The sequence below is a fragment of the Nonomuraea gerenzanensis genome, assembly GCF_020215645.1.
Classification (GTDB): domain Bacteria; phylum Actinomycetota; class Actinomycetes; order Streptosporangiales; family Streptosporangiaceae; genus Nonomuraea; species Nonomuraea gerenzanensis.
In genome coordinates this window covers 9,782,677-9,808,775 of record NZ_CP084058.1, presented here as the reverse complement: position 1 = coordinate 9,808,775, position 26,099 = coordinate 9,782,677, and the positions used below count along the sequence as shown (strand labels likewise).

The following is a 26,099-nucleotide window of genomic DNA, read 5'->3' as shown; positions in this document are numbered from 1 at the left end:
GCGGGCGGCCCCTGTGCGCCCGCGCGGTTTCGAGGGATCGGGACTTCGGTGCTGAGGCGGGCGGTCCCTGTGCGCCCGCGCAGGACCGGGGGATCAGGACTTCGGTGCCTTGGCGATCTCCGCGTCGAAGCGCCGCGTCAGGTCGAGCTTGTGCGCGCCCGCGGCGCCGCTGTCGTAGTCGACGAGCTTCAGCGTCGCGAGGTCGGCCGTCTTCTCCGACCGCCTGGCCTGCGGGTTGGTCGGCGCCTGGTACGACCCGACGCCCGGGCCGATCTCCTGCGCCGCCGGGGTCAGCGCCCAGTCGATGTACCGGCGCGCGCTGACGGGGTTGTGCGCCCCCTTGACCAGCGCGACCCCGCCCACCTCGTAGCCCGTGCCCTCCGCGGGGAAGGTCACCCGCAGGTCGGTGAACCCCTGCTCGCGCGTCGCCACGCAGTCGTGCGAGAAGACGATCCCGACGCCGACCTCCCCTCTGGCGACCTGCTGCGCGGGCGCGGCGCCCGACTTGCTGTACTGCAGGACGTTCGGGTGCAGGCGTCTCATGTACGCCAGCGCCGCGTCGGGGGCGCCGCCGTGCAGCGTGACCTGGGTCCACAACGCCGTGTACGCGGTGCCGGACGTGGACGGGTGCGCGATGCCGATGTTCTGCCTGAGGCCGGGGTGCAGCAGGTCCTGCCACGACTGCGGCACCGGCAGGCGTTTCTCACCGAGCACTTTGGTGTTGTCGCAGAAGCCGAGCACGCCGACGTACACGCCGGTCCAGGTGCCGCCGGGGTCTTTGTACCGGTCGGGGATGGCGGCCGCGTTCGGCGAGACGTACTTCTCCAGGAGGCCGTTGCCGGCCGCGGCGGCGTACCCGTCGGCCGGGCCGCCGTGCCAGACGTCGAACTCCGGGTTCGCGGCGCCGGCCTGGATCCTGGCCAGGGCCTCGCCGCTGGAAAGGCGGACGAAACCGGCGTCGAGGCCCGTCGCCGCGGTGAACCCCGAGGTCATCGCCGCGCACCACTCCTCGGTCGCGCCGCACGCGACGACGACCTTGCCGGTGTCGGCGGGCGCGGTGCTGGGTGCGCGGGCGCAGCCGGACAGGACGAGCGCGCCGGCGATCAGTAAGACGGGACGGGTCAGCGTTGCGGCCATCGTGGACCTCCTCGGGCCGGGCCGGTGGAATGCCGTGCCCAGAAAGTAGGCCGCGCGCAGGGCGGCTCCGGTGACAGCGCCGTGAGCGTAGGTGACGGCGCCGTCACCTCGGCTCGTCATCCGGCTCCCGCAGGTCGTCCGGCATCAGGTAGCCGACGCCGCGCACCGTCTGCACGTACCCCGCGGCATCGAGCGCGGCCAGCCGCGACCGTAACCGGTAGACGGTCGACTTGACCACGTCACGACCGCCCATCAGGTCGGAGGTGCCCCACACCGCGCGCAGCAGATCCTGCCACGACTGCGGACGGCCCGGCCGCGCCATGAGGTGGGCCAGCAGCTTGAACTCGGTGTAGGGCAGCTCCAGCCGCCGCCCCGAGACAGTGACCGTGTGCGTGGCCCGGTCGACGACCAGGTCACCGGCCCGCAGCAGGTCGTCGCCGCCGCCCCGCCGGTGCCGCCGCACCAGGGCCTGGGCGCGCAGGGCCACCTCGCGGGGGTGGAACGGCTTGGTCACGTAGTCGTCCGCGCCCCGTTCAAGCCCGGCGATGACGTCCTCGTGCTGGGCCAGCGCCGTGAGCAGCATGATCGGCACGTCCGACCTGGCCCTGATCCGCTCGCACAACGTCAGCCCGTCGAGGGCGGGCATGAGCACGTCGAGCACCACCAGGTCCACCTCACGGGTACGCAGGACGTTCAGCGCGGTCGCCCCGTCGTGCGCCGTGTACACGGTGAACCCCTGCGTCTCCAGGGCGAACGCGACGATCGCCGTCATCTGCGGTTCGTCGTCGACCACGAGGGCCGTCGTCATCAGGTCTCCTCCCGCCCCGGCAGGGTGAACAGGAACGTGGTGCCGTGCATCGACGTGGTGTCCACCATGATGGAGCCGCCGTGCAGCTCGACGATGGTCTTGGTGATGACCAGGCCCAGCCCGGTCCCGTCGGCCAGCGGGCGGCCCGTGACGAACCGGTGGAACAACCGCCGCCGCTGCTCCTTGGTCATGCCCGCGCCGTCGTCGGTGACGTACACCGCGATGCCCGTGTCGATGGCCATCACCCGCACGTCGATGCTGCCGCCCACGGTGGTGAAGCGGCCGGCGTTCGACAGCAGGTTGGTCAGCGCTTGCGCGATCAGCATCGGGTCGGCCGGGATGGGCGGGGTGACCTGCGGGGTGTCCAGGGTGATGCGTTGCTGCCGTTCCGCGCACAACGCCCGCATGGCGGTGACGACGTCCCGGGCGATGACCGAGATGTCCACCTGCTCCAGGCGCGGCGTGAACAGGCCCGCCTCGATCTTGGCCTGGGTGAGCAGGCTCTCGCACAGATCGATCACCTGCCCGCACTGCCGGTCCAGGACGGCGACGAACCGTTGCTGCGCCGGCGTCAACGGCCCCGGGCTGCCCTCACCGAGCAGGTCGACCGCCCCCTTGATCATGCTCAGCGGGGTGCGCAGCTCGTGGCTGAGCGCCGTCACCTGCTCGGCCCGCCGCTCCACCAGCTCACCCAGCCTGTCCAGCTCGGCCTGCTGCGCCGCCACCATGCCGCGCAGGCCCGCGACGGCCAGCCCGGCGCCGCCCGCCAGCCCGCCGGCCGCCACCAGCACCGGCCACCATCCCGCCGGTCCGGCCATCACCGCCACGGCTACGGCGGTGAGCCCGGCGAGGCCCGCCACCAGGGGCAGGCGCGGCGCCCGCGTCACGACCCGGCGCGCCAGCCGGTACGGCCGATCCGCGATCACCTCTGCTGCCATCCGCGTCACCTGCCTCGGAAAGAGCATGACCCGCCGGTGGGCGTCGCGAAAAGACTCATCCGTCGGTGGGCGTTGGGAAAAGGCTCACTCGCCGGTGGACGTGGCGAAAAGGCTCACCCGCTGATCCTCGGACCGAACGTGGTCGCGGGCGTCCCGTGCAGCCAGGCCAGGTCGTTCAGCTCGCCACCACGCCCTGGGCGTGGGCGTGGTGGCGCCGCCACGGGACGCGGGTCGGCTGAGGCATCGCCGGCCTCCGTAAGCGGCGCGACACCGTTCGACCTCAGATCAGGCCGAGGGCCAGCATGGCGTCGGCGACCCGGCGGAAGCCGTCGATGTTGGCGCCCGCCACGTAGTTTCCCGGCATGCCGTACTCCTCGGCGGTGTTCAGGCAGCGGGCGTGGATGTCCTGCATGATGTCCTGCAGCCGGCGCTCGGAGAAGTCGAACGACCACGAGTCGCGGCTGGCGTTCTGCTGCATCTCCAGCGCGCTGGTCGCCACGCCGCCCGCGTTGGCCGCCTTGCCGGGGCCGAACGCGACGCCCGCCTCCAGGAAGACCTTGATGGCCTCCGGCGTGGTGGGCATGTTCGCGCCCTCGCCGACCGCGACGCAGCCGTTGTCCACCAGGAACGCGGCGTCCCGGCCGGTGAGCTCGTTCTGCGTGGCGGACGGCATCGCCACCTCGCAGGGCACCTCCCAGACGCTGCGGCCCGGCACGAACGTGGCATGCGCTCCGCGGCGGGCCGCGTACGTCTCCAGCCGGCCGCGTTCGACCTGCTTGACCTGCTTGAGCAGCGCGAGGTCGATGCCCTTGTCGTCGAGCACGTAGCCGGAGGAGTCGGAGCAGGCCACGACCACGCCGCCGAGCTGCTCGATCTTCTCGATGGCGTAGACGGCGACATTCCCGGCGCCGGACACCACGACCCGCTTGCCGTCGAACGACGTGCCGCGCGCCTTGAGCATCTCCTCCACGAAGAACGTGCACCCGTAGCCGGTCGCCTCGGTGCGCACCTGCGCGCCGCCGTACACGAGGCCCTTGCCGGTGATCACGCCGGACTCGTAGCGGTTGGTGATGCGCTTGTACTGACCGAACAGGTAGCCGATCTCCCGCCCGCCGACCCCGATGTCACCGGCCGGCACGTCGGTGTACTCGCCGATGTGCCGGTACAGCTCGGTCATGAAGCTCTGGCAGAACGCCATCACCTCACGGTCGGAACGGCCCTTGGGGTCGAAGTCCGACCCGCCCTTGCCGCCGCCGATCGGCAGGCCCGTCAGCCCGTTCTTGAAGATCTGCTCGAACCCGAGGAACTTGACGATCCCCAGGTAGACCGACGGATGAAAGCGCAGCCCACCCTTGTACGGGCCCAGCGCGCTGTTGAACTCGACCCGGAAGCCGCGGTTGATCTGCACCTCGCCGCGGTCGTCCAGCCACGGCACCCGGAAGATGATCTGCCGCTCCGGTTCGCAGATGCGCTCGATGATCTTGGAGTCGGCGTACTCGGGATGCTTGCCGAGAACCGGGCCGATGCTTTCGAGCACCTCGCGCACCGCCTGGTGGAACTCGACCTCCCCGGGGTTGCGGCGCAGGACGTTGTCGTAGATCGACGACAGTTTCTCGTGCAACACGTGCTCCCTGTATCACTGGTGCAATCGCCCTCACTTTACGGTTCGGGTGGTTGTGAGAAGAAGGCACCCCCAGGGGGTGGGCGCGCCCGTCCACCGGCCTGACATGCCTTTTTCGGCAGGCTGGGCTATGGTCGGGCCTATGCGGGGGCCGTGGAGAACACCACAGGGGTCCATCACGTTCACCGGCGTGGTGGGTCTCGTTCTGCTGTCCCTGATCGCGTTGATGTCGATCGGCGCCGTGGGTGAGGCGCGTGGTGGCGGTTCGGCCGTGGTCACGCAGGCGTCCGTCGGGCAGATGTGGGTGCCGGGCGGGGAGGACGCCGATCTGTCCAGCCTGCCGCCGCAGGCCGGGAACATGCGCGAGCATCACGTGCTGTCGTTGTGGCGGCCGTTGCGTGGCAGCCTTCCGAGTGAGCCCGCTCATCTGGCGCTGATGTCGTGGGTGGGGTCGGATGCGGATCTGCTGCGTGATCCGCAACAGCTCGCGCATCGCATCGCGGGGTCGCGGAGCCCGCCGATCGCCTAGCGCGCGGTCTGCTGGGCCTGACGTTCGCTCAGCCTGCGTCTGCTCCGCCTGCCGGCGTCTTCGCCGGGTCGGCGTTCGCAGTCGGTCTTCTTCGCAGTCGGTCTTCTTCGCACGCGGTGTTCGTGGCAGTCGGTGTTCTTCGCGGGCGGCGTTTTTCGCTGGCGGCGTTTCTCGCTGGGCCGGCGGCGCGCGATGGAGAGCCTGACCGCACGGCCGGTGCATTCCTGACCGCTGCTTCGGCGTGTCGTGCGCTCGAGGACGCTGCACCACCTGTCCGCCGGCAGGGCGAGCATCGTGCGCTCGTCAACACTTCCTGACCTTCTCCACGGCAGGGCAAGCGGCAGTCGCCGTTCGCCCGGGCCGTCGGATGTGCGGGGCGGCTGTCGCATGCCGCCCCTGCCTCGACCTCAGCTAGGAGCTGATCATCGTGATGCTCGTCGTCGACGTTCGCCTCCCCATAGTGCGGCAGCGTCCGCGCGGAGGCGCGGCATGAGCGCGTCGCGGCGGTTCGCGGCGCTGGACCTGGGAACTGCTCGCACGCGCGCGCTGATCCTGGGCGGGCAGGCCATCGCCGACCGGCCGTCGGTGGTCGTGCGGCGCTCGTCCGCCGCCGGTGAGGTGGACGTGGTGCGGCCGGTCCGCCACGGCATGGTGGCCGACCCGGGAGCCTGCGTGCGGCTGGTGCGGCTGGCGTTGCGCGACACGCGGCTCTACGACAGCCGGCCGCTGGAGCGGGTGCTGGCCGGAGTGCCGGTGGCGGCGTCGGCGGGCGACCGCGCGGCGGTCCGCGCGGCGGTCGCGGGGATCGCCGGATGCGAGGTGGTCCTGGTGGAGGAGCCGCTCGCGGCCGCCGTCGGCGCCGGTCTGGACGTGCTCGGTGGCCGTCCCCGGCTCCTGCTGGACGTCGGAGCGGGCATCGTCGAGGCCGTCGTCCTGCGGGACGGGGGCGTCAGCGACGCGGTCAGCCTCCAGCTCAGCACCACCACCGGCGCGGGGCCGACGGCGGCGGCGCTGGAGAGCGTGGTCGACATGACGGCGGGGCTGCTCCGCCGCCTGCCGGCCGCCGCCCGTCCGGCCGTCCGTGCCCTTGGCCTGGTGATCACCGGGGGCGGCGCGCACCACGTGCACTTACTGCGCCGGTTGCGCGCCGCGCTGCGGGCACCGGTCACCGCGGCGCCTGAGCCGCAGTACGCCATCGTCCGCGGATTGATGCGGCTGTGCCTGCGACCGGACCTGGCAGGCGACCCCGCCCCGCCGGTCCGCTGACACGCCTGCATCCGGCGCACCGCTCCGTTGACGCGCCCGACCTGGCGCACCACCTCGCGGGCCCACGCCCGCCGAAGCTTCCTGACGCGTACCGTCCCAGAAAGGAACCACTGATCATGAGCGAGCACCGTACGAGCATCCACCTCAGCGCCGTGCAGCTGCAGTCGCTGCGCGAGGACCTGCAGGAGCAGCTCGAACAGCGCAGACGACACCTGGACGAGCTGCGCGAGCAGGAGCGCGACAGCAACGGCGGCGACGGCACCTGGCAGGAGCTGGTCGCCTCGGTCGCCGCCGCCGAGCGTGCGGTCGCCGAGTTGTCCCACGCCTTTGACCGGCTGGCGGCCGGCACCTACGGCCGCTGCGCGCACTGTGAGGCGGCCATCCCGTTCGAACGGCTGGAGATCCGGCCGCTGGCGCGCACCTGCATCGACTGCCAGCGGCGGCACGAGGCCGCCTGACCCCACGGAGGGGCAGGACACCCCTGCCCCTCCCTTCTCCATGGAAGCTGATGATGATCACACTGGATCGCCTGGTGAACGTGCTCGGCGGGTACGGCGTGCGGCTGTGCAACCGGCCCGAGGCCCGCGCCGCGTGGCTGCACGGCGTGGCCGTGCCCGACACCGCCGGCCGGCATGTCACGGGTGATCTGCTCCTGGCCATCGGCACCGGCTCGATCGCCGAGGCGGTGCGGTGCGCCGTCGCGGCCAAGGCCAAGGCCGTCCTGGTCCGGCCCGCCCCGTCCGGCGCCGACGGCGGCTCTGGTGACGCGGCCGGGAGCGGCGCCGACGGTGGCTCCGGCGACGCGGCGGCGAGCGGCGCCGATCTGGACCGGCAGGCCGCCGCGCTCGGTGACCGGCACCAGGTGGCGGTGCTGCTGGCCGACCCCGCGATCCCGTGGAGCCAGCTCGCCGGGGTGGTGTACGGGCTGGTGCTGGAGAGTCGTGAGACCGCCTCCGGGCGGGGGCCGACCGACCTGTTCGCCCTGGCCGACAGCCTCGCCGACACCCTCGGGGGAGCGGTGACCATCGAGGACCGGCACTCGCGGGTGCTGGCCTACTCCCGTTCCCAGCAGGCGGGCGATCCTGCCCGGCTGGAGACCATCCTCGCCCGCCGGGTGCCCGACCGGTTGCGCGAGCTGTTCCAGCGGCGGGGGGTCTTCGACCGGCTGGCGGCGGCGGACGATCCCGTGTTCGTGCCCGCCGACCCCGAGCACGGTCTGACGGCGCGGACGGTGGTGCCGGTACGGGCCGGTCGGGAGTTGCTCGGCTCGGTGTGGGTGACCTGCGAGCGACCGCCGGCCGGTGCCCACCGGCGTGCCCTGGCCGATGGCGCGCACACCGTCGCGTTGCACCTGCTGCGGTCGCGGGCCAGCGCCGATCTGGAGCGGCAGGTGGAGTCCGACCTGATCATCCGGCTGCTGGAGGGCGGCGCCGACGCCGTCACGGTGATCAGCCGGCTGGGACTGGCGCCACAGCCGTTGCGGGTGGTCGCGGTACGCGCACACGCCGACGGCGACCAGCACGCCGACGGTGATCGGCGCCCTGCCGGCGGCCGGCGCGTAGGCGGTGATCGGCACGCCGCGCTGCTGCTGGCCTTCGAGCAGGCCACCACCGGGTTCGGCTGGTCCAGGCCGGGCCGCAGCGCGTTGCTGGGGGACACGCTCTACACCGTCCTGCCCGCCGAGCAGGCCGACGCGGCGCGGAGGTGGATCTCCGCGCTGGCCGCCGAGCTGCCCGCCCAGGTACGCGTCGCGGCCGGGATCGGCGCCCCCGCGGAGGCCGCGGAGCTGCCGGCCGGCCGCCAGGAGGCCGACGAATGCCTGGCGCTGCACGAGAGCCGGCCCCACGACCTCCCGCCCGCCTACGACGATTCCTGGGACGACATCCTGCTGCGACGGCTGCGCGCCGCCGTGCGCACCGGCCGGACCCCGGCCCGCGGACCGGTCTCCACGCTGCTGCGGCACGACGCCCGCCACGGCACGCGTTTCGTCGCCACGCTGCGCGCCTGGCTGGAGTCGCAGGGCGATCCCGCCGTGGCCGCCGAACGCCTCGGCGTGCACCCCAACACCGTACGCAACCGGCTGCGCAAGCTGGGCGAGCTCACCCCGCTGGACCTCGCCGACGCCCGGCAGCGCCTGGCCATGACCATCATGCTCGCGGCCGTCGAGGACGAGCCGGGCACCTGACCCGGGCCGGGCCGTTGTGCCGGCGGCACAACGGCGGCGCCGCGATTGTCGTCCGCCGACAACGCCGCAGGTCGGCCCCCGGGCCATGCTGTCCGGGACATCGGCATTCGTACCTGGAGGTGGGGACATGGCCGGGAACTGGCCGCGCTCGGTGATCGTGGTGGGCGCCGGCATCGTGGGCCTGTCGACCGCCTGGTTCCTGCAGGAGCGCGGGGTCCAGGTGGACGTGGTGGACCGCGCGGGCGTGGCGGCCGGCGCGTCCTGGGGCAACGCGGGCTGGGTCGCGCCGGGCCTGGCCATCCCGCTGAACGAGCCCGCCGTGCTGCGTTACGGCCTGCGCTCGCTGCTCGACCCGGCCGCGCCGCTGTACGTGCCGGCCCGCCTCGACCCCGGGCTCTGGAGGTTCCTGACCCGCTTCGCCGCCAACAGCGGCTGGCGCTCCTGGACCCGGGCCGCGCGGGCCAACCTGCCGCTCAACGAGGAGTGCGTCGAGGCGTACGAGGTGCTCGCCCGCAACGGCGTGTCCGCCCCGGTCGTCGACGCGCCGATCACGGCCGCGTTCCGCACCTCACGGCAGGCCGAGGGCCTGCTGCGCGAGCTGCGCAGGCTCCAGCAGGTCGGGCAGCACGTCGAGCACACCGTGCTGGACCGGGACGGGCTCGCCGAGCAGGTCCCGCTCGCCGGCGGGGAGCTGGGCGCGGGGGTGCGCATCGGCGGGCAGCGTTACGTCGACCCGGGCGCCTTCGTGCACGCCCTCGGCGAGGCGGTCATGCGGCGGGGCGCGACCCTGTACGCGTTCGAGGTCGACGAGGTGCGCACCGACGACCGCAAGGCGGTCGTCCGCTCGGCCAAGGGCACCATGCTGTCCGCCGACGCCGTGGTGCTCGCCACCGGCGCCTGGCTGCCCCGCCTGGCCAGGCAGTGGGGCGTGCGCGTGCCGGTGCGGGCGGGTCGCGGCTACTCCTTCACGGTGCCGGTCGACCATCCCGTCCCCGGCCCGCTCTACCTGCCCGATGTCCGGGTCGCCTGCACCCCCTACCGGGGCGGGCTGCGGGTGGCGGGCACGATGGAGTTCCGCGACCCGGACGCGCCGCAGGTGCCCGCCCGCCTGGAGGCCATCATCGCCTCCGTCCGTCCCCTGCTGCGGGGCGTGCGCTGGGACGAGCGGACCGACGCCTGGGTGGGGCCGCGCCCGATCACCTCGGACGGTCGGCCGCTCATCGGCAGGACGGTGGCGCCCACCGTGTACGTGGCGGGCGGGCACGGCATGTGGGGCCTGGCGCACGGCCCGATCACCGGCCGGCTGCTGGCCGAGTGGATCACCACCGGCAAGCAGCCGGAAGCCCTGGCCGACTTCGACCCCCTGCGCTGAGGCCGCGGCTCACGGGCGCTTCAGTACTTGCGGCAGTCGTGCTTGGCGAGTACCAGCGACATCCCGGCGACCCGGTTGTCCGTGCGGGACACGTAGAAGAGGTAATAGGCCTTCTTGTTACCGGGCACGCTAGCGGTGGGGAAGCCTCCCGGGCCGCGCCGCAGGTCGGGGTAGGCGGCCTTGAGCTGGGCCCTGGTGGAGCCGAAGCCGATGCCCTTGGGCGTCTTCATGCCGGCATGCGCGACGATCATGGTGAGCCCGTACTTCTTGGAGATGATCGCCCCGACCTGGTACTCGCCGTACGGCTTCTCCTTCAGGTCCCAGCCCGTGCACCCGGCGTGGTCGCCCGCCGGTTTGCGGATGAGCCTGCCGGTCGCCTTGGCCTTCGCGGTGCTCATGCCGAGCTTCAGGCTGCCGTACCCGTACGGCCCCAGCGTGGCCTTCTGGGCGGCGAGTGCGGGGGACGCGACGGCGATCAGCGTGACGGCTCCCGCGACCGCCAGTGCCGAGCGTCCGATGCGTAAGGCGTTCGATCGGTTCATCGTCCTTCCTCCTTGATCGACTCGATGGAGTCGATCACTGTAGCAGTGGCGCGTCCCGGCCGCGGGGAAGTCCTCATGGGATGGCAGGTCTCGCCGGACGGTGGGATGGTGAAGGGCAAGGCGACCCTGCTGGAGGAGATCGTGGAACATTCCGAGCTGAACACGGACATGGTCCTCGCCGCCATCCGCGACCACGGATTCGCGGCCTATGACGTCCTGGTCAAGGAGTTCCCGTCGGAGTCGGTGGTCGCGGAGTTCACGAAGGCGGCCAGGTCGGGCTTGACCACCTTCGGCGTGGGGGTGCACCTGGCGTCGCTGACGGACAAGGGGCGCAAGCGGCTCGACTCCCTGGGGTGATCGGTCAGGCCGGCGGCGCCGGGGCGGGGGTGACGTCCTCGATCCGCCGCAGGCGCAGCCGGTCCCCGGCCCCTCTCAGCAGGGCGTAGAGGCTCGTGCCCGAGAACGCGAGCCCGCCCGTGACGAATCTGCCCGCCGGGGCGTCCTCGGAGAAGACCGGCGCGCCGGTCGCCGCGTCGTAGACCGTGACATCGGTGTTCCCGTCACGGCCGCCGGCGACGTGGGTGTCGTCCGGGCTGATCGCCAGTCCTGTGGGGAACGCCTCGTGGTGCCGGCCGTAGTGGCCGGTCCGGGACAGGGTCGTGGTGTCCCAGGTGTCGAACCGGTACGGGGTGTCGAACGCCGAGATCACCCGGGTTCCGTCGGAGGTGAGCACGAGGTCCCGTACCTCCGAATGGTCGTGCGTCCCGCCGTCGATCGTGCCGCGCGGGGTGGGAGCGGGCGGAGGTCGCCGCCAGGTCGAGAGCGAGGAAGCCGCCCTCGAACGCGCCGAACAGCCGTAGCCCACCCACAGCCGTTCGCCGGTCAGAGCCAGGGAGATCGGGCAGGGATGGCCGGGCAGGTCGATCCGGCGCTTGATGCTGAAGGTGCAGGGGTCGATCTCGGCCACCTGGTTCGAGCCGGCCAGCGCCGCGCAGGGTCAGGGCGCATAAGCGGCCCGGTTTGATCGAGACCGACCGTGATCAAAGCTCCTCAACTGTAGAAGGCGGTATACATCAAGCGTATACCCTTAGCGTATAGTCACTCGGCATGAGTCACCTGATCGCTGTTACCGGGCTCGTCGCCGTCATGGCCGCCACCAGCCTCGGCCCGGCCTCGTCCTCCGCGTCCGCCTCGGCCGCCGCTGAGCTGCACCTGCCCAAGCCCACCGGCTCGCGGCCGGTCGGCACCACGTCCCTGCACCTCAAGGACACCTCGCGCCCCGACCCCTGGGTGCCCGGTGTCAAGGCGCGCGAGCTCATGGTCTCGCTGTGGTACCCGGCCAAGGCGCCTGGCCGTCACCGCGCGCAGTACATGACGCCCAAGGAGTCCGAGCTGCTTCTCAAGGACGGCGGCATCACCGGCATCCCGGCCGACACGCTGAGCAAGGTGCGCACCCACGCCTTCACCGACGCCCGCCCTGCGGGACGCGCGCGCAGCCTGCCCCTCGTCGTGCTCTCCCCGGGGCACAGCAAGCCCAGGTCCGAGCTGACCGGCCTGGCCGAGGAGCTGGCGAGCAGGGGGTACGTGGTGGCCGCCGTCGACCACACCTACGAGAACGTCGCGCAGACCTTCCCCGACGGGCGGGTCACGACCTGCGTCACGTGCGAGATGAAGAAGGACCCGGACGTCTGGAAGAAGCTGGAGCAGGGCCGGGCCGCCGACGTCTCCTTCGTCCTGGACGAGCTGACCGGCGCGCACCCGAAGTGGAAGCACGCGCGGCTGATCGACCCCGCCAGGATCGCCATGTCCGGCCAGTCCGCCGGCGGTGCGAGCACGCTCGCGGCCATGGCCGCCGACTCCCGGTTGCGGGCCGGCATCGACGTGGACGGCACCGTCGAGACCCCGCTGCCCGAAGCCGGGCTGTCCCGGCCGTTCCTGCTGCTGGGCAAGCCCGCCACGTACACGCCGGGCCGGCCCGGCACCGGCGCGAACTGGGAGGGTGTCTGGGCGGGGCTGCACGGCTGGAAGCGCTGGCTGCTCGTGACGGGAGCCGTGCACCTGTCCTTCACCGACCTCGGGGTGCTGGTCGATCAGCTCGGGATCGAGGACGGTGCCGAGATTCCCGGCGCTCGTGCCATGGCCATCACTCGCAGGTACGTCGTGGCCTTCTTCGACCAGCATCTGCGCAAGAAGCCGCAGCCCTTGCTCGACAAGCCGTCGGCGAGCTACCCGGAGGTCGAGTTCTGCGCCCCTGAGAAGAAGACCTGCGCGTAGGGTCAGCAACCGGGCTGCGCGGATCACGGGGCACACGGGGTCCACCCGCGCCGAGCCATGCTCGGACCCGAGGTGTCGCCGGCACCATGGGTTTCACCGTTTCCGCCGAAGCAGGCACCACCCTCAGGACTTCCCGCCGACGGCGCTGGTCAGCGAGAAGTCCTGCGGTGCACAGCCCTAGTTCGTCCCCGCCGTGTGGCCGGATTTGATGTTGCTCAGCAGCTGAGCCCCATATGGGCACCTTTTCGAGAAATGCGGCCCCCCAACCTTAGGGATATCGAGCTTCTCCTGCGGCCTTTTATCTTTGAGTCATCAGAAAAAGCCGGACCGCAAGGAGAATGACAATGTCAAAAGCGTACGCATCATGGCAGCACGGTTTCACGGCCGTGGCCGAGAATCCCGCCACGAACGCATTCCGCCAGGGATTCGGCGTCACCTTCTCGCTCCCCGCGAACGGCGGCGACTGGATCCACCTGGCCATTCCCACCCCCGTCATCGTCGAGGACCGCCGCGCCACCCTCGACAGGGTGCTCATCCTCTTCCACGCCCGGGAGACCAGCTCACTCCTCCACGTGCACGTCTGGGACGGCCCCAACCGCATCCTGGCCAGGGACAACCTCGGCATCGAAGGCGATCATGTGCACGCCCTGAGCGGGAACAACGTCTTCCCCGTGGGCCGCGACGGCATCAACTTCGGATGCGGGATCTCGATGTTCTTCGCCGCCGGCCAGATCGACAGCCACGTCTTCATCGCGGGCTTCGGCGGCGATTTCTCGCACAACATCTGACCTCGCCCGCACCCCTCACTCATATTCCGATCCCGCGCGCCCATCTCCATTCCGCAGGAACTCTCCCAGGAGGTAGAAATGAAAAATTCGACCAGGCTTCTCCTGACGGTGGCGGCCTCCGCCGCTCTCGTCGCGGGCAGCGCCTTCACCATCTCGGCGGCGACGGCACAGAACGCCTCCGCGCGGGCCGCCGCGGGCACGACGTTCTGGGCCAAGGTGGCCGCGAACGGAAATCTGCTCGCCGCCTCGGGCATCGGCAACGTCAACAAGTTCGGCCAGGGGCGTTACAACCTGAGGACGAACGCCGACATCAGCCGCTGCGCCCTCACCGGCACGATCAACACCAACGGCGGCAGCGACCCCGGCCCGGGCAGCGCGTCCATCCTGGTCGGCGCCGTCGACGGGAGAACGCTCTTCGTCCGCACGGCCACCCCCTCCGGCCCCAGCCCGAGAAGCGTCGACGACGACCGGCCCTTCTCGCTCCTCCTCGCCTGCTGAACCTCTCCAGAAAGGAATCAACGATGAAGCACGCAACCCGCCTGCTCGCCGGCCTCGCCGCCGCCATCTGCCTGGCGCTGGGCGTCGGCGTCTCTCCCGCCACGGCCCAGTCCGTATACGGCCCCTACGCCAGCTACGAGGTCTGCTGGGTGGCCGGCAACCAAGGGCAGCAGGCCGGTCAATGGGTGTCCTACTTCTGCGCGCAGAACGGCACCCCCCAGTGGTGGCTGTTCACCACTCCCTGACCGGCCGTTCGTCCCCCTCCGCCCAGTGAGATGACCCCGCGACGTCGGCGGTCCCTGTGATGACCCTCTCCGGTCACAGGGCCCGCCGGCGTCGCGGGCCGACGGCGTTCGCGCGGGTGCTCGTGCGCCACCGCCAGGCGACTCATGGCAGGCTGCGGCGCTGCGGCAGCGGTCAGCCCACGGGACACAGCGGCTTCATGTGCCGGTGGTCGGCCCAGCCGCGTTTGCCGTCGTCCGTGACGACTTCCCAGTACCTGTGGCCTCGGGGGTTACGGGTGTTCTTGACGGTGAGCTTCGTGCCCTGGACGATTTCCACGAGTGTCGAGCCGTACTCGTCACGCAGCCAGAGGTCCTTGGCGGAGACCTCGTGCCGGGTGCAGTCGGGCAGGGCGACCGAGGTGGCCGGGCTGTTGTGGGTCTTCGAGGAAGTCGGCACGGACGCGGTAGGGGCGGAGCCCTGCGAGATCATGAAGGCCACGACGGTGATCAGCCCGATGGTGGCCAGGCCCGCGAGCCCGGCCTTGAACAGGTGCCGGCGAGGGCCGGAGCCGATCGGTTGCGTCTCGGTGGTGGCTCTCGTCCCGGAGGGCGGAGGGGATGGAGGGGGCGGCGCTGGTGGGTGCGGAGCGCCTCCGTCGCGCAACGCCAGCAGCTCCGGGAGATATTCGTCCCGCCCCAGCGCCTTGCAGATCATCTCGAGTTCTCTCTCGTTGATCATGCGCTTTCCGGTGAGCATCCTGCTGAGGGTGGCGGGGGACATGACGAAGCCGAATCGCTCCATCTTCCTTATGAGTGCCGTCTGAGTAGTACCGGTCGCAGCAAGAATGACCGTCAACCGGTCGTGAAGCGTCGTCACTCCCCCGAAGTTACTTTCGTCCAGATTGTGGCCGTCTGTTGACACGTTGACCCCTTTCAGGCATGGCGAAAGGTGCTTTCACCCAGGTGGGAGGCGTGGAAACTGGGGGCAACCCTACCTGAAGATCTTTTCAAGAAAGGGCTTAATGAGCTAAATTCGCATCCCCGGACGCTGCCCCTCGAAGCTGGTCGAACCGGTCCAAGGTGGACTTTCAGCGCTTTTCAGGGATTTCTCTGCCTTTCGCAAAATTTCACACGAGAAATCTTCGTATCGCTGTCTTGGGAGGGCTAAGAATACGAAGCGGTCGCATCAGCGAACCCTCGTAGTGGCAACCTCAGGAGTAAACGCATGCGTACAAAGTTCATCACCGCGCTGGGCGCCCTCGCGGTCGTGGCAGCCACCCCGGCGGTGGCCTCCGCTCAGGCCGAGACGCACTACACGCACCGGACGACCCTGACGCGCGACTGCCGCATTCATGAGAACTTCCCCAAGCCGGGCGTGCCGGATCGCTCGTGGGCCAAGAAGCGGGGTGGCGCCGTGGGGGTTCGCTACACCTACAAGGGTTACGCCCTGGTCCTCGACTACTCCAAGAACAGCCGTCCCAACTGGGGGTTCATCAACAGGTCGTGCCTGGGCGACTCGTCGGCCTACAGCGGCGGCGACCGCGGCACTCCGGTCCAGGACCTCCAGGCCATCGGCGGCGACAACCAGCTGACGACCGTGCCGATCAGCTCGCCGCCGGCCGACACGACGCGGCGCGCGCTCATCCGTCCCGACTCCGTCGGATCCGTCCGCAGCGCGCCGGCGTCGTTCGTGATCGGGAACGTGCGTGCCGGCGACCCGTTCTACCTCACCACCGCGGCCTGCGGCTCGCACGGGCCCACCGAGTGGATCCTCGGGTACGCGCCCAACTCCGGCCGTTGGGGGTACGTCGAGGCGATGCATCTTCCCGCCTGCCGTTGAGGCTTCCGCTTCCTCGAGGTGGATGAAGGAATGAGGCACGAGGTGGAGGGAGGGCCGGGATGACCTCTCGTACGGCGGATCCGTGGCCCGCGGGCACGCTGATGTCCGAGCTGGACACCGCCACCGGCAGGGAACTCCTCGTGCTCAGCCCAGCCACGCCCCGGCGGGCCGGGCACGTCCTCATCCGTCAAGGAGATCCGGAGGACGAGCACGTCTTCCTGCTGAGGCCGGCTCCTGGAGGGCGCGACGCCCTGGTGAAGGTGACCATCGACCTGGAGAACGGCGAGCAGGTGCTGCTGGGCATCCGCGTCAGCGGAGATCTGGTCGGAGAGCTGGCGCCGCTCTGCGACCGGCCCAGGTCCGCGACAGTCACTGTCTGCTCCCACTGCCTGGTGCACGCCATCCCCAAGGACACGTTCGCCGCGTTCCTACGCCGTCATCCAGCAGCGTGGCGCGCCGTGACCAGGCAGATGGCCGGCCGGCTCGGCTGGGCGAACCGGCGGCGCGCGGACCTGGGCGGGTACGACGTGCTCACCCGCCTCGTCCGCGTGCTCGCCGAGCTGTCGGAGCGCCACGGCCATCCCGTTACGGAAGGCCGTGATCTGGGCGTGCCCCTGACCCAGGAGGAGCTCGGCCGGCTCATCGGGGCCAGGAAGGACGCCGCCGGCAACGCCATGCGCACCCTGCGCGACGCGGGCGTCGCCAAGAACGCGTACGGAAGAGTGATCATTCTCGACGTGGCCCGCCTGCGGCGCATGGCCGGGTCATGGGAGTGACCTGAGCACCCTCAAGTGACGCAGAAGCCGTATCAGTCCGCCTTCTGAGCGGAACGGCCATGCCAAGCTTGCCCACCCCGGACCGGATGCCGCCACTTGCCCGCATCCCCGGAACCACCCACCACCTCGATGGGAGTCCCCATGCCAGAAACCTTCCGTCGTCTGCTGCTCACGGCCGACATCGTCGGCTACAGCGCGGGCGGCCCACCGCGTCAGGCCACCGACCAAGCCGTCTTCCGCGACCTGCTGGCTCAGGCCGCGGAGGTCGCGCGGCTCGACCACGATCGCTGGGACATCCAGGAGAGCGGCGACGGCGTCTTCGCCGTGCTGCCTTCCCTCGACGCGGAGCCCCGCCTCGTCGGCGACTTCGTGCGGAACCTGCACCAGCGATTGCGCGAAAAGAACGCGACCAGGGACGACGGACCCCCGATGCGTCTGCGCCTGTCCGCGCACACCGGTCCGCTCGCCGCGGGCGCCAACGGATATATCGGCAAGACCCCCATCGTGGCAGGCCGGCTCGTGGACGCCGCACCGGTGCGCACCGCGATCGCGACTGTCAGGGACGCCCAGCTCGCGCTGATCGTCTCGGACGAGATCTACCAGAGCTCTGTGGCCACCCGCCTCTCGGGGTGGCGGCCCGAGGAGTTCAGGGAGGTCTCCGTCGTGGTCAAGAAGTATCGGGGCACGGCATGGCTGATCGTGCCCGGTGCCGACGTGCACGCACTCGACCTGCACCAGGACGAGCCGGCCGGCGAGGACGACCGCGCCCCGGCGCAGCACGTGCGGAACGTGTTCAAGGGCGCGGTGCGGCTGGGCGACCACGGTGTGATCGGGATAGTCAACCGATGACCACGACACCACAGGTATCCGTCCAGTTCGTCCAGATCGACTCGCTCACCACCGGCACCGGCACGACGATCGGCATCGGTGGCCTGCGAGCCACGCACCGCCTGTCCGGCGAGGTGCCGTCCGGCATGATGGCCAAGGCGATCGACCGGTACGCACCACCGCGCGCCCACGCGCCGGCTCTCCAAGCACTGCGGGACGAGCGCGTCGTCGTCCTGTACGGCGCACGGGGCGGCGGCAAGCGCACGGGCGCGCTCAACCTGATGGCGGACCTGGGCAAGAGCCGCCCCCCGATCATGCTGCCCGATCAGCCCGTGGACGAGTTGCTCGCGTTCCAGTGCGACGACGACAGGGCATACGTGATCTTCGGCTGGTCGGGCGAGGGGGCCGGGCCCAGGGCCGGTGACGCCGAGGTCGCCGCGCTGGCGACGAAGATCCGCAGCGTCAAGGGGGTGCACCTCGTCATCACGAGGGAGCAGCCGCTGTCCTCACTCATCCCGCACTTCCACTGGGAGCCGCCGCCTCCCGAAGACCTTCTGGCCAGATACGGCGTGCGTCCCGAAGGGGCGGACCTGGCGGAGCTGCGCCGGCACAGCCTGCCCGATCTGGTGCGCTTCGCGGGGAACCTGGCGAGCGGGATGGATGTCGCGACCTCTCTCGCCGGCCTCGACCTCGCGCACCGCAGAGACGTCGAAAGGTGGTTCGACGAGGGACACGATCCGCGTGACGTGCTCGAGGCGACGGCCGCGGTGTTCCTTCACGGGCTGCCGGAAAGAGTATTCGAGCCATGGGCTTGCCGGCTGGCGGACGCCGTCCTGCCGGCGGGCATCGCGAGCGAGCCCGCGCTGCCCGCCGCGCTCACGCCCAGCAGGAAGCGCGACGAGAAGTCCCTGATCACCGTCGTTACCCGCGCCGCCGAGGAGGTCGACCCGATCTCGGGGCAGAGCGCGCGCTGCCTGCAGTTCAGATCCGGGAGGTACCGATCGCACGTCCTGGCCGCGCTGCGCGAACGCTATCCGGAGGACTTCTGGCAGAACGTGTACGGCTGGCTCGACACGCTGGTCGACGAGCCTGATCCGGCGGTGCGCGCCCACGTCGCGGATGGGGTGGCGCTGCTCGCTGAGCACGACTTCCACGGTGTGCGCGCCCACCTCCTCCAGCCGTGGTCCGCCGACCAGCGGCGCACCCGGGCGAAGGAGGCGGTGAACGTGCTGTCGCTGATGTGCCTCAACGACGCCATGGCGCCGCTGGCCCGCCGTACCGCGATCAGATGGGCGCGCAGCAAGGACGAGCTGCGCAACTGCACGGCGGCCCAGGCGTTCTCCGAGACCGTCGGCCTGCGCTATCTGAGCGACGCGCTGTGGCACCTGTGGAACCTGTCGGAGCGGCCGGCGCCGGTCGGCCCCGAGGCCACCGCCGCGATCCCGCGGCTCTACCTGGGCCAGACCGCGAACGACAGCGCCGACAGCAAGATCGTGCTGCGCAGCCTCGTCTCGCGGCTGCGCGAGGCGGGCCGCAGGAACCTGACCCAGTGGGGGCATGCCGCCGACATCGCGATCGCCGTGCTCGGCGCACGGTCCGGCGAGGGTCTCGTAGCGGCGCGGCACCTGTGTGAGCAGCCCCGGGACGCGGGGGCGTTCGCCGACCTGTGGGCGTTGATCCTGATCAACCAGCCCAGACGGGCCGTCGTGTTCGACTCCATCCACACTCTCCTCCGCTCGGTGGACGGCGCGGAGGGGACGGTCCACGACCTGCTCACGGCGCTGCGGGCCGCGCTGCCCGCCCACGAGCGCCGCCTGTTCGCGACCCAGTTCACCCGGTACGCGGTCACCCGCGCCAAGGGTCGCACTCCACGTTTCGTCTCCCTCGTCTCCTCAATCCTGGAGTCATCATGACCCTGCCCTACCCCATCACCTCGCAGGAGAGCCTGCCCCAGGCCGGCAGGCGCGGCCCGTTCGGGCTGGGCGCTCGCGAGCGGTCCACGGGCGACATCCCGGTGCCCCGTCCGCACGAGGCCGTGGTCCTCACCGACGGCGACACCTACCTCAGCAGCAAGCACCGGCACCTGGGCGAGCGCGAGAAGCACGTGGTCAACGCGGTCAGCTACAGCGTGGTGGATCTGACCCGAGACAAGCCCATCACCGTGGAGATGCGGCTGCCGTGGCGCGGCGCCGAGGAGTTCATCCTGCGGGTGACGTTCGCCTGGACGGTCGTGGACGAGGTCGCCGTGGTCCGGGCCGGCCATCGGGACCTGGCCGAGGCCGCCCGGGCGTACCTGCGCGGGTACGACGGTCTGCACCAGCTCGGCGTCCGGCACCCGATCGAGGAGGCGGCGGCCGTACGCGCCGACGCGCAGCTCGAATTGGAGATGTACGCCCAGCTGACGCCGCTCGAACTCCCGGGCATGCGCGTGCGGATCACCGGCATCGACGTGCTCGACGAGCAGCGCGTGCAAGCGGAGCAGACCAGGGAGTACAGGCGGCGCAAGCATGAGATCGAGCTGGAGCGTGAGATCGAGGTCCAGCGGCGCGCGTACGAGCGCGACGACCGGCTCGAAGAGCATCGGCTCGCCCGCGACCTGGCCCGCGCGCAGGCCGAGAACGAACGCGAGCTGGCTCTGACCCAGGCGCAGAACCAGCGCGACCTGGCCCGCGCCCAGGCCGAGAACGAACGCGAACGGCTCGCCCACGCCGCCCGCGCCCGGGAGATCACCCGCGAGCACGAGCAGGCGGAGGCCGAGTTCCTGCAGGAGCAGAGTCGGCGCCGGCTCGCCGCCGACCTCGGCAGGGCCAAGCTGTTCGCTCAGGAGACCGGGGGAGAGCCGTACGCAGCCCTCGCCCTCGCCGTCGTGTCTGGCGAGCTCGACGTCAAGGAGCTGATCCGCCGCCACGACGAGAGCGTCACCGCAGCACGGGAACAACGGCAACGCGAGCAGGCGGGCCAGGAGAACCGGCTGTGGGTCCAGCTCGACCGCGAGAGGGACGAACAACAGGAGGAGCGGCGGCACCGGCGCCAGCTGGAACTCAACCGCCAGCAGATCGAGGCCGATGCCCAGGCACGCCAGGACACGCTCGCCCACGAGACGGCCCACGCGCTGCGGCAGCTCGAGGCGCGTCGTGACGAGCATGACCGCGAGGGGGAGCTGGAGAGGGAGCGCATCGCGGCCCAGGTCCGACTGCAGGCGGAGAGCACGGCCGTCATGCGTGAGGAGCGCGAGTGGAAGGATGCCAAGGAGCACCGGGACCGGGAGCATCAGCGGGAGGAACGGCAGGTCGAGTCCAGCACGAAGCTGGCGCAAGTGCTGGCGGGCAGGGGCGCCTTCGACTTCGCGGACCTGGGCGCCGTGACGTCCTTCCTTCTGCGAACCTGCATGAGCTCCGAGCAGCCGACCGTGGTGACGCAGGGGGCGGGGCCCGTCGACGCCGGGGTCATCGATGCCGAGATCGTCACGCCGATCGAGAGCGCCGCCGGCCACGCGGGTGCCGTCCTGCCAGAAGAGGAGGCCGGGAGATGACGGCGGTCATCGACCGGGAGCAGGTCACCCGCGCTCCCGGTCGTCACCGGCCGCCCTTCTCCCGTCGGCACGGCATCGGGCCGGCCTTGCGCGGGCTCATCGGGGTGAGAGAGGACGTGCTGGACTGGGTGCCGGAAGAAGGGCCGAGGCTCACCCGCACCGGTGCGATCGTCGTGTGCACCGCCGTGCTGGCAGCGGTGTCGTTGTGGATCGCGCTCAGCCAGTTCGTGCAGGCGGGGCTGGTGGCGAGTATCGCGGGTGCCGCGCTGTGGGGAGTCGTAATCTGCGTCATCGACAGCTGGCTGATCGCGAGCTCGCACGGGGTGATCGGGCCCGGCCGCGTCTACCGCCTGTTGCCCCGGCTCCTGATCGCCCTGGTGCTCGGCTTCCTGATCTCGGAGCCGCTGACGCTCAAGGTTTTCGAGTCCGCCGTCACCACGCAGATCGCGGCCGGAAAGCTGGCGGACGAGCGGGCACTGCGCGACGCGTACAGGAACTGCCATCCCGAGCCCACGCCCGGCGTCGACTGCCGGTCGTACCAGCTCAACCTCGTCCACCCTGACCGGCGGCCCCTCGATCGCGCCATCGCCGACCTGGACGCGTTCACCAAACAGGTGAACCCGCTGCTCGAGAAGGAGATGAGAGGGCACGAAGAGTGGAGCAAGGAGTGCCGCGGCGACACAGGCAAGGGCATGAGCGGGATCCCGGGGGAGGGCAAGCGCTGTGGGGTCCGCGACAAGCACCTGCGGAGCTTCCGCGCCGAGTTCGGCCTGGACGCCAAGAAACGTGAGCTCGCCACCCTGCGGACTACCGTCAGGAAGCTCACCAAGAAGTTCAACGCCGATACGGCCGCCTACCACCGGGACGTGCAGCAGCAGATCGACCTCAGACTCGCGGCCGAGCGGGCCAAGCACGCCGCCATCCCCGGCGTCCTCGAACGCTTCGAGGCGCTCAAGGCGCTGGCGGCGCTGAGCTGGACGGTCTGGTGGGCGCACCTGCTGCTCGCCGGCATGCTCATCCTCATCGACTGCCTTCCGGTGCTGTCCAAGTTGCTCTCCAAACCCGGCGCGTACGACCGCAGACTCGCCGCCCAGCTCGCCGGCAGGGAACGGTCGCACGAGAACGACCTGAGGCTCAACGAACGGCTGCGCACCGGTGAGCAGGAAGCCCGGCTGCACCGGGAGGAAACGCGCATCAAACTGCTCGTCGCGCAGGAGGAGCACACCGCACGGCTGGCCGGCGCGGCTCAGGAGGCCGAGCGCCGCCAGCGCATGGACGAGCTCATCGCCCAGGTGAAGGCGGCCCGCACCGGATCACCGGGCCGGGCATGACCGCACAACCCTCCCGCGCCTGGCCGGCCGGTACCGCCCGGCGCATCCTGGACGAGGTCAGAGGGGAGGCGATCCGCGCGGACACCAAGGCCTCCGTACTCCTCGGCATGGGCGCGGTGGCCGTGAGCGCCACGCTGGTCGGCTTCTACGGCGACGTGCTGGCGCAGGACTCGGCCCAGGGGCTCGTGGCCGCACTCGAACGGTCGGCGCGGGCGGAGCTGGAAACGCTGGCCGGCCAGCTCTTCGCGATGAGCAGGCTGGTGCGCAGGAAGTACCTTCTGATCCAGATCGGTGCCTGGCTGCTCGCGGGCGCTGCCGCCGCCTGGCTGCTGTCCCCGTTCCTCGCCTGAAGGCTGTCGCACGTCGTGGATCCAGGCGAACCGGCCGCGGTCTTCGCCGGGAAGGTGCTGGTGTTCGCCGCGGCGTGGGACGGCGGCCACGCCTGGCTGGACGTGGCCGCCGTCATCAACACCGTGGCGAGCTTCTTCTCCTACCTCCACTGGATCCGGGGCGCCGGCCCGGCCACCGCTGCCCGTCACCCACGCGAGGCGTTGACCTGCCCGGCGCCGGTGCGGCTGCGCAGGGTGGTGGCGGCGGTCAGGGCGCCCACCAGGGCGATGGCGGCGGCGCCGACGAAGGCGGCGGAGAAGCCGCTGGTGAGAGCGGTCGGGTCGCCGAGCCGTCCGGCGCCGTTGGCGGTGGCGACGGCGGTCATGGCGGCCAGGCCGAGCGCGGAGCCGATCTGGTAGCTGGTGTTCACGATGCCCGAGGCGAGGCCGCCCTCCTCCGGGCGGGCGGCGGAGATGGCGGTGCCGAGGGACGGGATGAAGGCCAGCGACATGCCCAGGGCGGCCACGAGGCTGGCGGGCAGGACGTCGGTGACGAAGCCGCCGTCCGGGCTGATCAGCGACAGCCAGGCCATCCCCGCCGCGAGCAGGAGCAGGCCGGTGACCGTGGTGGCCTTGGCGCCGAGGCGGTTCATGGTCCGGGGCGCCAGGGCGATCATGCCGATCATGATGAGGGCGGTCATCGGCACGAGCGCGGCGCCGCTGGGGAAGGCGCTGTAGCCGAGGACCTGCTGAAGGTAGAGGTTCAGGAAGAACCACATCGGGATCCAGGCGCCGCCCAGCAGCAGCTGGGTGAGGTTGGCGGCGGCCAGATCGGGCGTACGGAAGATCGACAGGCGCATCAGCGGCTCGTGGCGGCGGGCCTGGATGGCGACGAACGCGCCGAGCAGCACCACGGCGGCGGCCAGGACGAGCCAGGTCTGCGCCGAGCCCCAGCCGGTCTCGGGCGCCCGGACGATCGCGTAGACGGCGGCGCCGAGGCCGAGGGTGACGGTCAGCGTGCCGGCCACGTCGATGGAGCCGCGCCGCGAGGGGGCGGCGGGCATCAGCGCGCCGGTGGTCAGGAGCGCGATCAGCGCGATGGGGAGGTTGATGTAGAAGACCCACGGCCAGCTCAGGTACTCGGTGATGACGCCGCCGAGGAAGACGCCGGCCGTGCCGCCTGCGGGGGCGGCGGCGCCGTACAGGGCCAGGGCCTTGGTCAGCTCTCCAGGGTTGTGCCCGAAGAGCATCATCAGCAGGGTGAGCGCCGACGGGGCGATCAGCGCGGCGCCCACGCCCTGGACGGCGCGGCCGGTCAGCTCCACCCATACCTCGGGGGCGATGCCCGCCAGGAGTGAGCCGGCGAGCAGAATGAGCCAGCCGGCGCCGAAGACGCGGCGGGCGCCGAGCAGGTCCGACAGGCGGCCGCCCAGCAGGAGCAGGCCGCCGAAGGCGACGACGTAGGCGTTGAAGACCCAGGACAGGTTCTCCTGGGAGAAGCCCAGGTCCTGCTGGATGCGGGGCAGGGCGACGCCGATGATCGAGGTGTCCATGATGACGATGAACTGGGCCGTGGCGATCAGGGCCAGGGCGGTCCAGCGCCGGGGGGATGGTGATGACATGGGTTCTCTCCAGTCTCCTCAGTACCCCTAGGGGGTATGTGCGACGGCCAATAAATACCAGTGGGGGGTATATGTCAACCCCCGGCCGATCGGTTGCCAGGAATACCATAGGGGGGTATGGTGTTGACACGAGCGGCCGACCGAGGAGAGGGGTGGACATGGCCGGATACACCGGTAGCAAGCAGGACCACGCGATGCGCCTGCGCCGCATCGAGGGGCAGGTCCGCGGCCTGCAGCGGATGGTCGAGGACGACAAGTACTGCATCGACATCCTGACGCAGGTGTCGGCGGCGACCAGCGCGCTGAAGTCGTTCTCCCTGGCGCTGCTCGAGGAGCACCTGGCCCACTGCGTCGCCGAGGCCACGCTGAAGGGCGGGCCCGAGGCGGAGGCCAAGGTCAAGGAGGCCTCCGACGCCATCGCGAGACTTGTTCGTTCCTGACCCACGGATTGAAGGAGAGATCGATATGAGCACCGCCACCTACACCGTCAAGGGCATGACCTGCGGCCACTGCGTCAGCTCGGTCAAGGAGGAGGTCGGCGAAGTGGCCGGTGTCACCGGTGTCGAGGTGGACCTGGCGACCGGCCTGCTGACCGTGGACAGCGACGGCCCCGTCGACCCGGCGAAGATCGTCGCCGCCGTCGAAGAGGCCGGTTACGAAGTGGCGAACCAGTGAACACCGCGATGAAGCTCGGCTCGTACGTGCTGGGGCTGGCCGTCGTCTTCGGCGGCGCCCTGGGTGTGGGCAAGGTGGTCGGGCCGGTCGGCACGCAGCCGGCGGCCGAGGACCACGCCGCCATGGCGGCGCCCACCGCGAGCGCGAGCGCGGCGCACGGGGAGCACGCCACCGAGCAGGTGCAGGAAGATACCCCCGGGGGGCTCCAAGTGTCCGAGAACGGCTACACCCTCAACCCGATCACCACGACGATCAAGCCCGGCGAGCCGGCCGACTTCCGCTTCGCCGTGACCGGCCCCGACGGCAGGCCGGTCACCGGCTACGAAGTCGAGCACGACAAGAAGCTGCACCTCATCGTCGCCTCCCGCGACCTGACGACGTTCCAGCATGTGCACCCCGAGATGGCGCCCGACGGCGTCTGGTCGGTGAAGCTGACGCTGCCGAAGGCGGGCCCGTACCGCGCCTTCGCCGACTTCGCGCCGACCGGCGGCAGCGCTCTGACCCTGGGCGCCGACCTGTCCGTGGCGGGTGACTACCAGCCCGAGGCACTGCCGAAGCAGAGCCGCACGGCGACGGTCGACGGCTACGAGGTCACCATCGACGGCGAGCTGACCCCCGGGCGGTCCAGCAAGCTCACCCTCAAGGTCGCCAAGGACGGCAAGCCCGTCACCGACCTGCAGCCCTACCTCGGCGCCTACGGCCACCTGGTGGCCCTGCGCGCCGGCGACCTCGCCTACCTGCACGTCCATCCCGACGGCGCACCCGGCGACGGCAAGACCGAGGCGGGCCCCGAGATCGTCTTCTACGCCGAGGTGCCCAGCACCGGCGACTACCGCCTCTTCCTGGACTTCCAGCACGAGGGCGAGGTCCGTACCGCCGACTTCACGCTGAGCGCCGGCGAGCGCCCGCAGGTCCCCGAGCCGGAGCCCGCACCGAGCGCGCACGGCGACGACCACAGCCACTGAGCGAGAGAAAGGAGAACGG

Annotated in this window: 28 protein-coding genes; 20 read left to right on the top strand and 8 right to left on the bottom strand. The window is 70.9% G+C overall.

All coding sequences use genetic code 11. The annotated features are described in order from the left end of the window. Window positions 1-93: 93 nt before the first annotated feature. The 4 genes from LCN96_RS45510 to gdhA all read right to left on the bottom strand — a co-directional run bounded on the left by LCN96_RS45510 (window position 94) and on the right by gdhA (window position 4,507). Complete coding sequence (locus tag LCN96_RS45510; RefSeq protein WP_225268620.1) at window positions 94-1,137, bottom strand: ABC transporter substrate-binding protein; 1,044 nt, start codon at window positions 1,135-1,137, stop codon at window positions 94-96. 103 nt (window positions 1,138-1,240) lie between these two features. Further along, window positions 1,241-1,945 carry a response regulator transcription factor gene (locus LCN96_RS45505; RefSeq protein WP_225268619.1) on the bottom strand — a complete coding sequence of 235 codons (705 nt, stop codon included), beginning with the start codon at window positions 1,943-1,945 and terminating at the stop codon, window positions 1,241-1,243. Beyond that, window positions 1,945-2,883 carry a sensor histidine kinase gene (locus tag LCN96_RS45500; protein ID WP_225268618.1) on the bottom strand — a complete coding sequence of 313 codons (939 nt, stop codon included), beginning with the start codon at window positions 2,881-2,883 and terminating at the stop codon, window positions 1,945-1,947. The genes LCN96_RS45505 and LCN96_RS45500 overlap by 1 nt, the downstream gene beginning before the upstream one ends. Before the next feature lie 280 nt (window positions 2,884-3,163). Beyond that, the gene (gene gdhA / locus LCN96_RS45495; protein WP_225268617.1) at window positions 3,164-4,507 is read right to left on the bottom strand and encodes an NADP-specific glutamate dehydrogenase; all 1,344 of its coding nucleotides are present in this window, start codon (window positions 4,505-4,507) and stop codon (window positions 3,164-3,166) included. Window positions 4,508-4,694: 187 nt separating this feature from the next. On the opposite strand from gdhA, the gene LCN96_RS45490 reads away from it, so the two are divergent. The 5 genes from LCN96_RS45490 to LCN96_RS45470 all read left to right on the top strand — a co-directional run bounded on the left by LCN96_RS45490 (window position 4,695) and on the right by LCN96_RS45470 (window position 9,856). Continuing rightward, a complete protein-coding gene (locus LCN96_RS45490) occupies window positions 4,695-5,033 on the top strand; it encodes a hypothetical protein (protein ID WP_225268616.1) in 339 nt (112 codons plus the stop codon). Window positions 5,034-5,522: 489 nt separating this feature from the next. Then, window positions 5,523-6,299: a rod shape-determining protein gene (locus LCN96_RS45485; protein WP_225268615.1), complete on the top strand. Its 777-nt coding sequence runs from the start codon at window positions 5,523-5,525 to the stop codon at window positions 6,297-6,299. 116 nt (window positions 6,300-6,415) lie between these two features. Further along, window positions 6,416-6,757, top strand: coding sequence for a TraR/DksA family transcriptional regulator (locus LCN96_RS45480; RefSeq protein ID WP_225268614.1), 342 nt, complete (start codon window positions 6,416-6,418; stop codon window positions 6,755-6,757). A 53-nt stretch (window positions 6,758-6,810) separates the two neighbouring features. Further along, on the top strand, window positions 6,811-8,484 hold the full coding sequence (locus LCN96_RS45475; RefSeq protein WP_225276203.1) for a PucR family transcriptional regulator: 1,674 nt from the start codon (window positions 6,811-6,813) through the stop codon (window positions 8,482-8,484). Window positions 8,485-8,611: 127 nt separating this feature from the next. Next, entirely contained in the window at window positions 8,612-9,856 is a 1,245-nt protein-coding gene (locus tag LCN96_RS45470) for an NAD(P)/FAD-dependent oxidoreductase (RefSeq protein WP_225268613.1), read from the top strand. 20 nt (window positions 9,857-9,876) lie between these two features. Here the strand turns inward: LCN96_RS45470 and LCN96_RS45465 are convergent, their stop codons facing one another. Beyond that, the gene (locus tag LCN96_RS45465; RefSeq protein ID WP_225268612.1) at window positions 9,877-10,398 is read right to left on the bottom strand and encodes a hypothetical protein; all 522 of its coding nucleotides are present in this window, start codon (window positions 10,396-10,398) and stop codon (window positions 9,877-9,879) included. Window positions 10,399-10,473: 75 nt separating this feature from the next. Between LCN96_RS45465 and LCN96_RS45460 the strand changes: the two genes are divergently transcribed. Further along, the gene (locus LCN96_RS45460) at window positions 10,474-10,755 is read left to right on the top strand and encodes a hypothetical protein (RefSeq protein WP_225268611.1); all 282 of its coding nucleotides are present in this window, start codon (window positions 10,474-10,476) and stop codon (window positions 10,753-10,755) included. Between the two features lie 4 nt (window positions 10,756-10,759). Here the strand turns inward: LCN96_RS45460 and LCN96_RS45455 are convergent, their stop codons facing one another. Continuing rightward, the gene (locus tag LCN96_RS45455; RefSeq protein WP_225268610.1) at window positions 10,760-11,365 is read right to left on the bottom strand and encodes a WD40 repeat domain-containing protein; all 606 of its coding nucleotides are present in this window, start codon (window positions 11,363-11,365) and stop codon (window positions 10,760-10,762) included. Between the two features lie 140 nt (window positions 11,366-11,505). Here LCN96_RS45455 and LCN96_RS45450 point away from each other — a divergent pair, with 140 nt between their 5' ends. From LCN96_RS45450 to LCN96_RS45435, 4 genes are all read left to right on the top strand, one after another. Then, window positions 11,506-12,672 carry an alpha/beta hydrolase family protein gene (locus tag LCN96_RS45450; RefSeq protein WP_225268609.1) on the top strand — a complete coding sequence of 389 codons (1,167 nt, stop codon included), beginning with the start codon at window positions 11,506-11,508 and terminating at the stop codon, window positions 12,670-12,672. Between the two features lie 344 nt (window positions 12,673-13,016). Further along, complete coding sequence (locus LCN96_RS45445; protein ID WP_225268608.1) at window positions 13,017-13,460, top strand: DUF6623 family protein; 444 nt, start codon at window positions 13,017-13,019, stop codon at window positions 13,458-13,460. 78 nt (window positions 13,461-13,538) lie between these two features. Then, window positions 13,539-13,958: a hypothetical protein gene (locus LCN96_RS45440; RefSeq protein WP_225268607.1), complete on the top strand. Its 420-nt coding sequence runs from the start codon at window positions 13,539-13,541 to the stop codon at window positions 13,956-13,958. A gap of 23 nt (window positions 13,959-13,981) precedes the next feature. Next, window positions 13,982-14,203 carry a hypothetical protein gene (locus tag LCN96_RS45435; RefSeq protein ID WP_225268606.1) on the top strand — a complete coding sequence of 74 codons (222 nt, stop codon included), beginning with the start codon at window positions 13,982-13,984 and terminating at the stop codon, window positions 14,201-14,203. 172 nt (window positions 14,204-14,375) lie between these two features. Here the strand turns inward: LCN96_RS45435 and LCN96_RS45430 are convergent, their stop codons facing one another. Next, window positions 14,376-14,984, bottom strand: a complete 609-nt coding sequence (locus LCN96_RS45430) for a helix-turn-helix domain-containing protein (RefSeq protein ID WP_397351807.1) — start codon at window positions 14,982-14,984, stop codon at window positions 14,376-14,378. Between the two features lie 423 nt (window positions 14,985-15,407). Between LCN96_RS45430 and LCN96_RS45425 the strand changes: the two genes are divergently transcribed. The 7 genes from LCN96_RS45425 (at window position 15,408) to LCN96_RS45395 (ending at window position 22,839) form a co-directional block, all read left to right on the top strand. Further along, entirely contained in the window at window positions 15,408-16,022 is a 615-nt protein-coding gene (locus LCN96_RS45425; RefSeq protein WP_225268605.1) for a hypothetical protein, read from the top strand. Window positions 16,023-16,081: 59 nt separating this feature from the next. Beyond that, window positions 16,082-16,798, top strand: a complete 717-nt coding sequence (locus LCN96_RS45420; protein WP_225268604.1) for a Crp/Fnr family transcriptional regulator — start codon at window positions 16,082-16,084, stop codon at window positions 16,796-16,798. 141 nt (window positions 16,799-16,939) lie between these two features. Beyond that, complete coding sequence (locus tag LCN96_RS45415; protein ID WP_225268603.1) at window positions 16,940-17,647, top strand: nucleotidyl cyclase domain-containing protein; 708 nt, start codon at window positions 16,940-16,942, stop codon at window positions 17,645-17,647. Then, complete coding sequence (locus LCN96_RS45410; RefSeq protein ID WP_225268602.1) at window positions 17,644-19,539, top strand: hypothetical protein; 1,896 nt, start codon at window positions 17,644-17,646, stop codon at window positions 19,537-19,539. The genes LCN96_RS45415 and LCN96_RS45410 overlap by 4 nt, the downstream gene beginning before the upstream one ends. Further along, complete coding sequence (locus LCN96_RS45405) at window positions 19,536-21,158, top strand: coiled-coil domain-containing protein (protein ID WP_225268601.1); 1,623 nt, start codon at window positions 19,536-19,538, stop codon at window positions 21,156-21,158. Before LCN96_RS45410 ends, LCN96_RS45405 begins: the two co-directional genes overlap by 4 nt. Further along, on the top strand, window positions 21,155-22,489 hold the full coding sequence (locus LCN96_RS45400; protein WP_225268600.1) for a DUF4407 domain-containing protein: 1,335 nt from the start codon (window positions 21,155-21,157) through the stop codon (window positions 22,487-22,489). Before LCN96_RS45405 ends, LCN96_RS45400 begins: the two co-directional genes overlap by 4 nt. Next, window positions 22,486-22,839 carry a hypothetical protein gene (locus LCN96_RS45395; RefSeq protein ID WP_225268599.1) on the top strand — a complete coding sequence of 118 codons (354 nt, stop codon included), beginning with the start codon at window positions 22,486-22,488 and terminating at the stop codon, window positions 22,837-22,839. The genes LCN96_RS45400 and LCN96_RS45395 overlap by 4 nt, the downstream gene beginning before the upstream one ends. Before the next feature lie 185 nt (window positions 22,840-23,024). Here the strand turns inward: LCN96_RS45395 and LCN96_RS45390 are convergent, their stop codons facing one another. Further along, a complete protein-coding gene (locus LCN96_RS45390; RefSeq protein WP_225268598.1) occupies window positions 23,025-24,440 on the bottom strand; it encodes an MFS transporter in 1,416 nt (471 codons plus the stop codon). A gap of 158 nt (window positions 24,441-24,598) precedes the next feature. On the opposite strand from LCN96_RS45390, the gene LCN96_RS45385 reads away from it, so the two are divergent. From LCN96_RS45385 to LCN96_RS45375, 3 genes are read left to right on the top strand one after another with little or no spacing between them, the layout of a single operon-like run. Continuing rightward, the gene (locus tag LCN96_RS45385) at window positions 24,599-24,880 is read left to right on the top strand and encodes a metal-sensitive transcriptional regulator (RefSeq protein ID WP_225268597.1); all 282 of its coding nucleotides are present in this window, start codon (window positions 24,599-24,601) and stop codon (window positions 24,878-24,880) included. A 25-nt stretch (window positions 24,881-24,905) separates the two neighbouring features. Further along, complete coding sequence (locus LCN96_RS45380; protein ID WP_225268596.1) at window positions 24,906-25,115, top strand: heavy-metal-associated domain-containing protein; 210 nt, start codon at window positions 24,906-24,908, stop codon at window positions 25,113-25,115. Then, on the top strand, window positions 25,112-26,080 hold the full coding sequence (locus LCN96_RS45375; protein WP_225268595.1) for a DUF748 domain-containing protein: 969 nt from the start codon (window positions 25,112-25,114) through the stop codon (window positions 26,078-26,080). The genes LCN96_RS45380 and LCN96_RS45375 overlap by 4 nt, the downstream gene beginning before the upstream one ends. Window positions 26,081-26,099 lie beyond the last annotated feature (19 nt).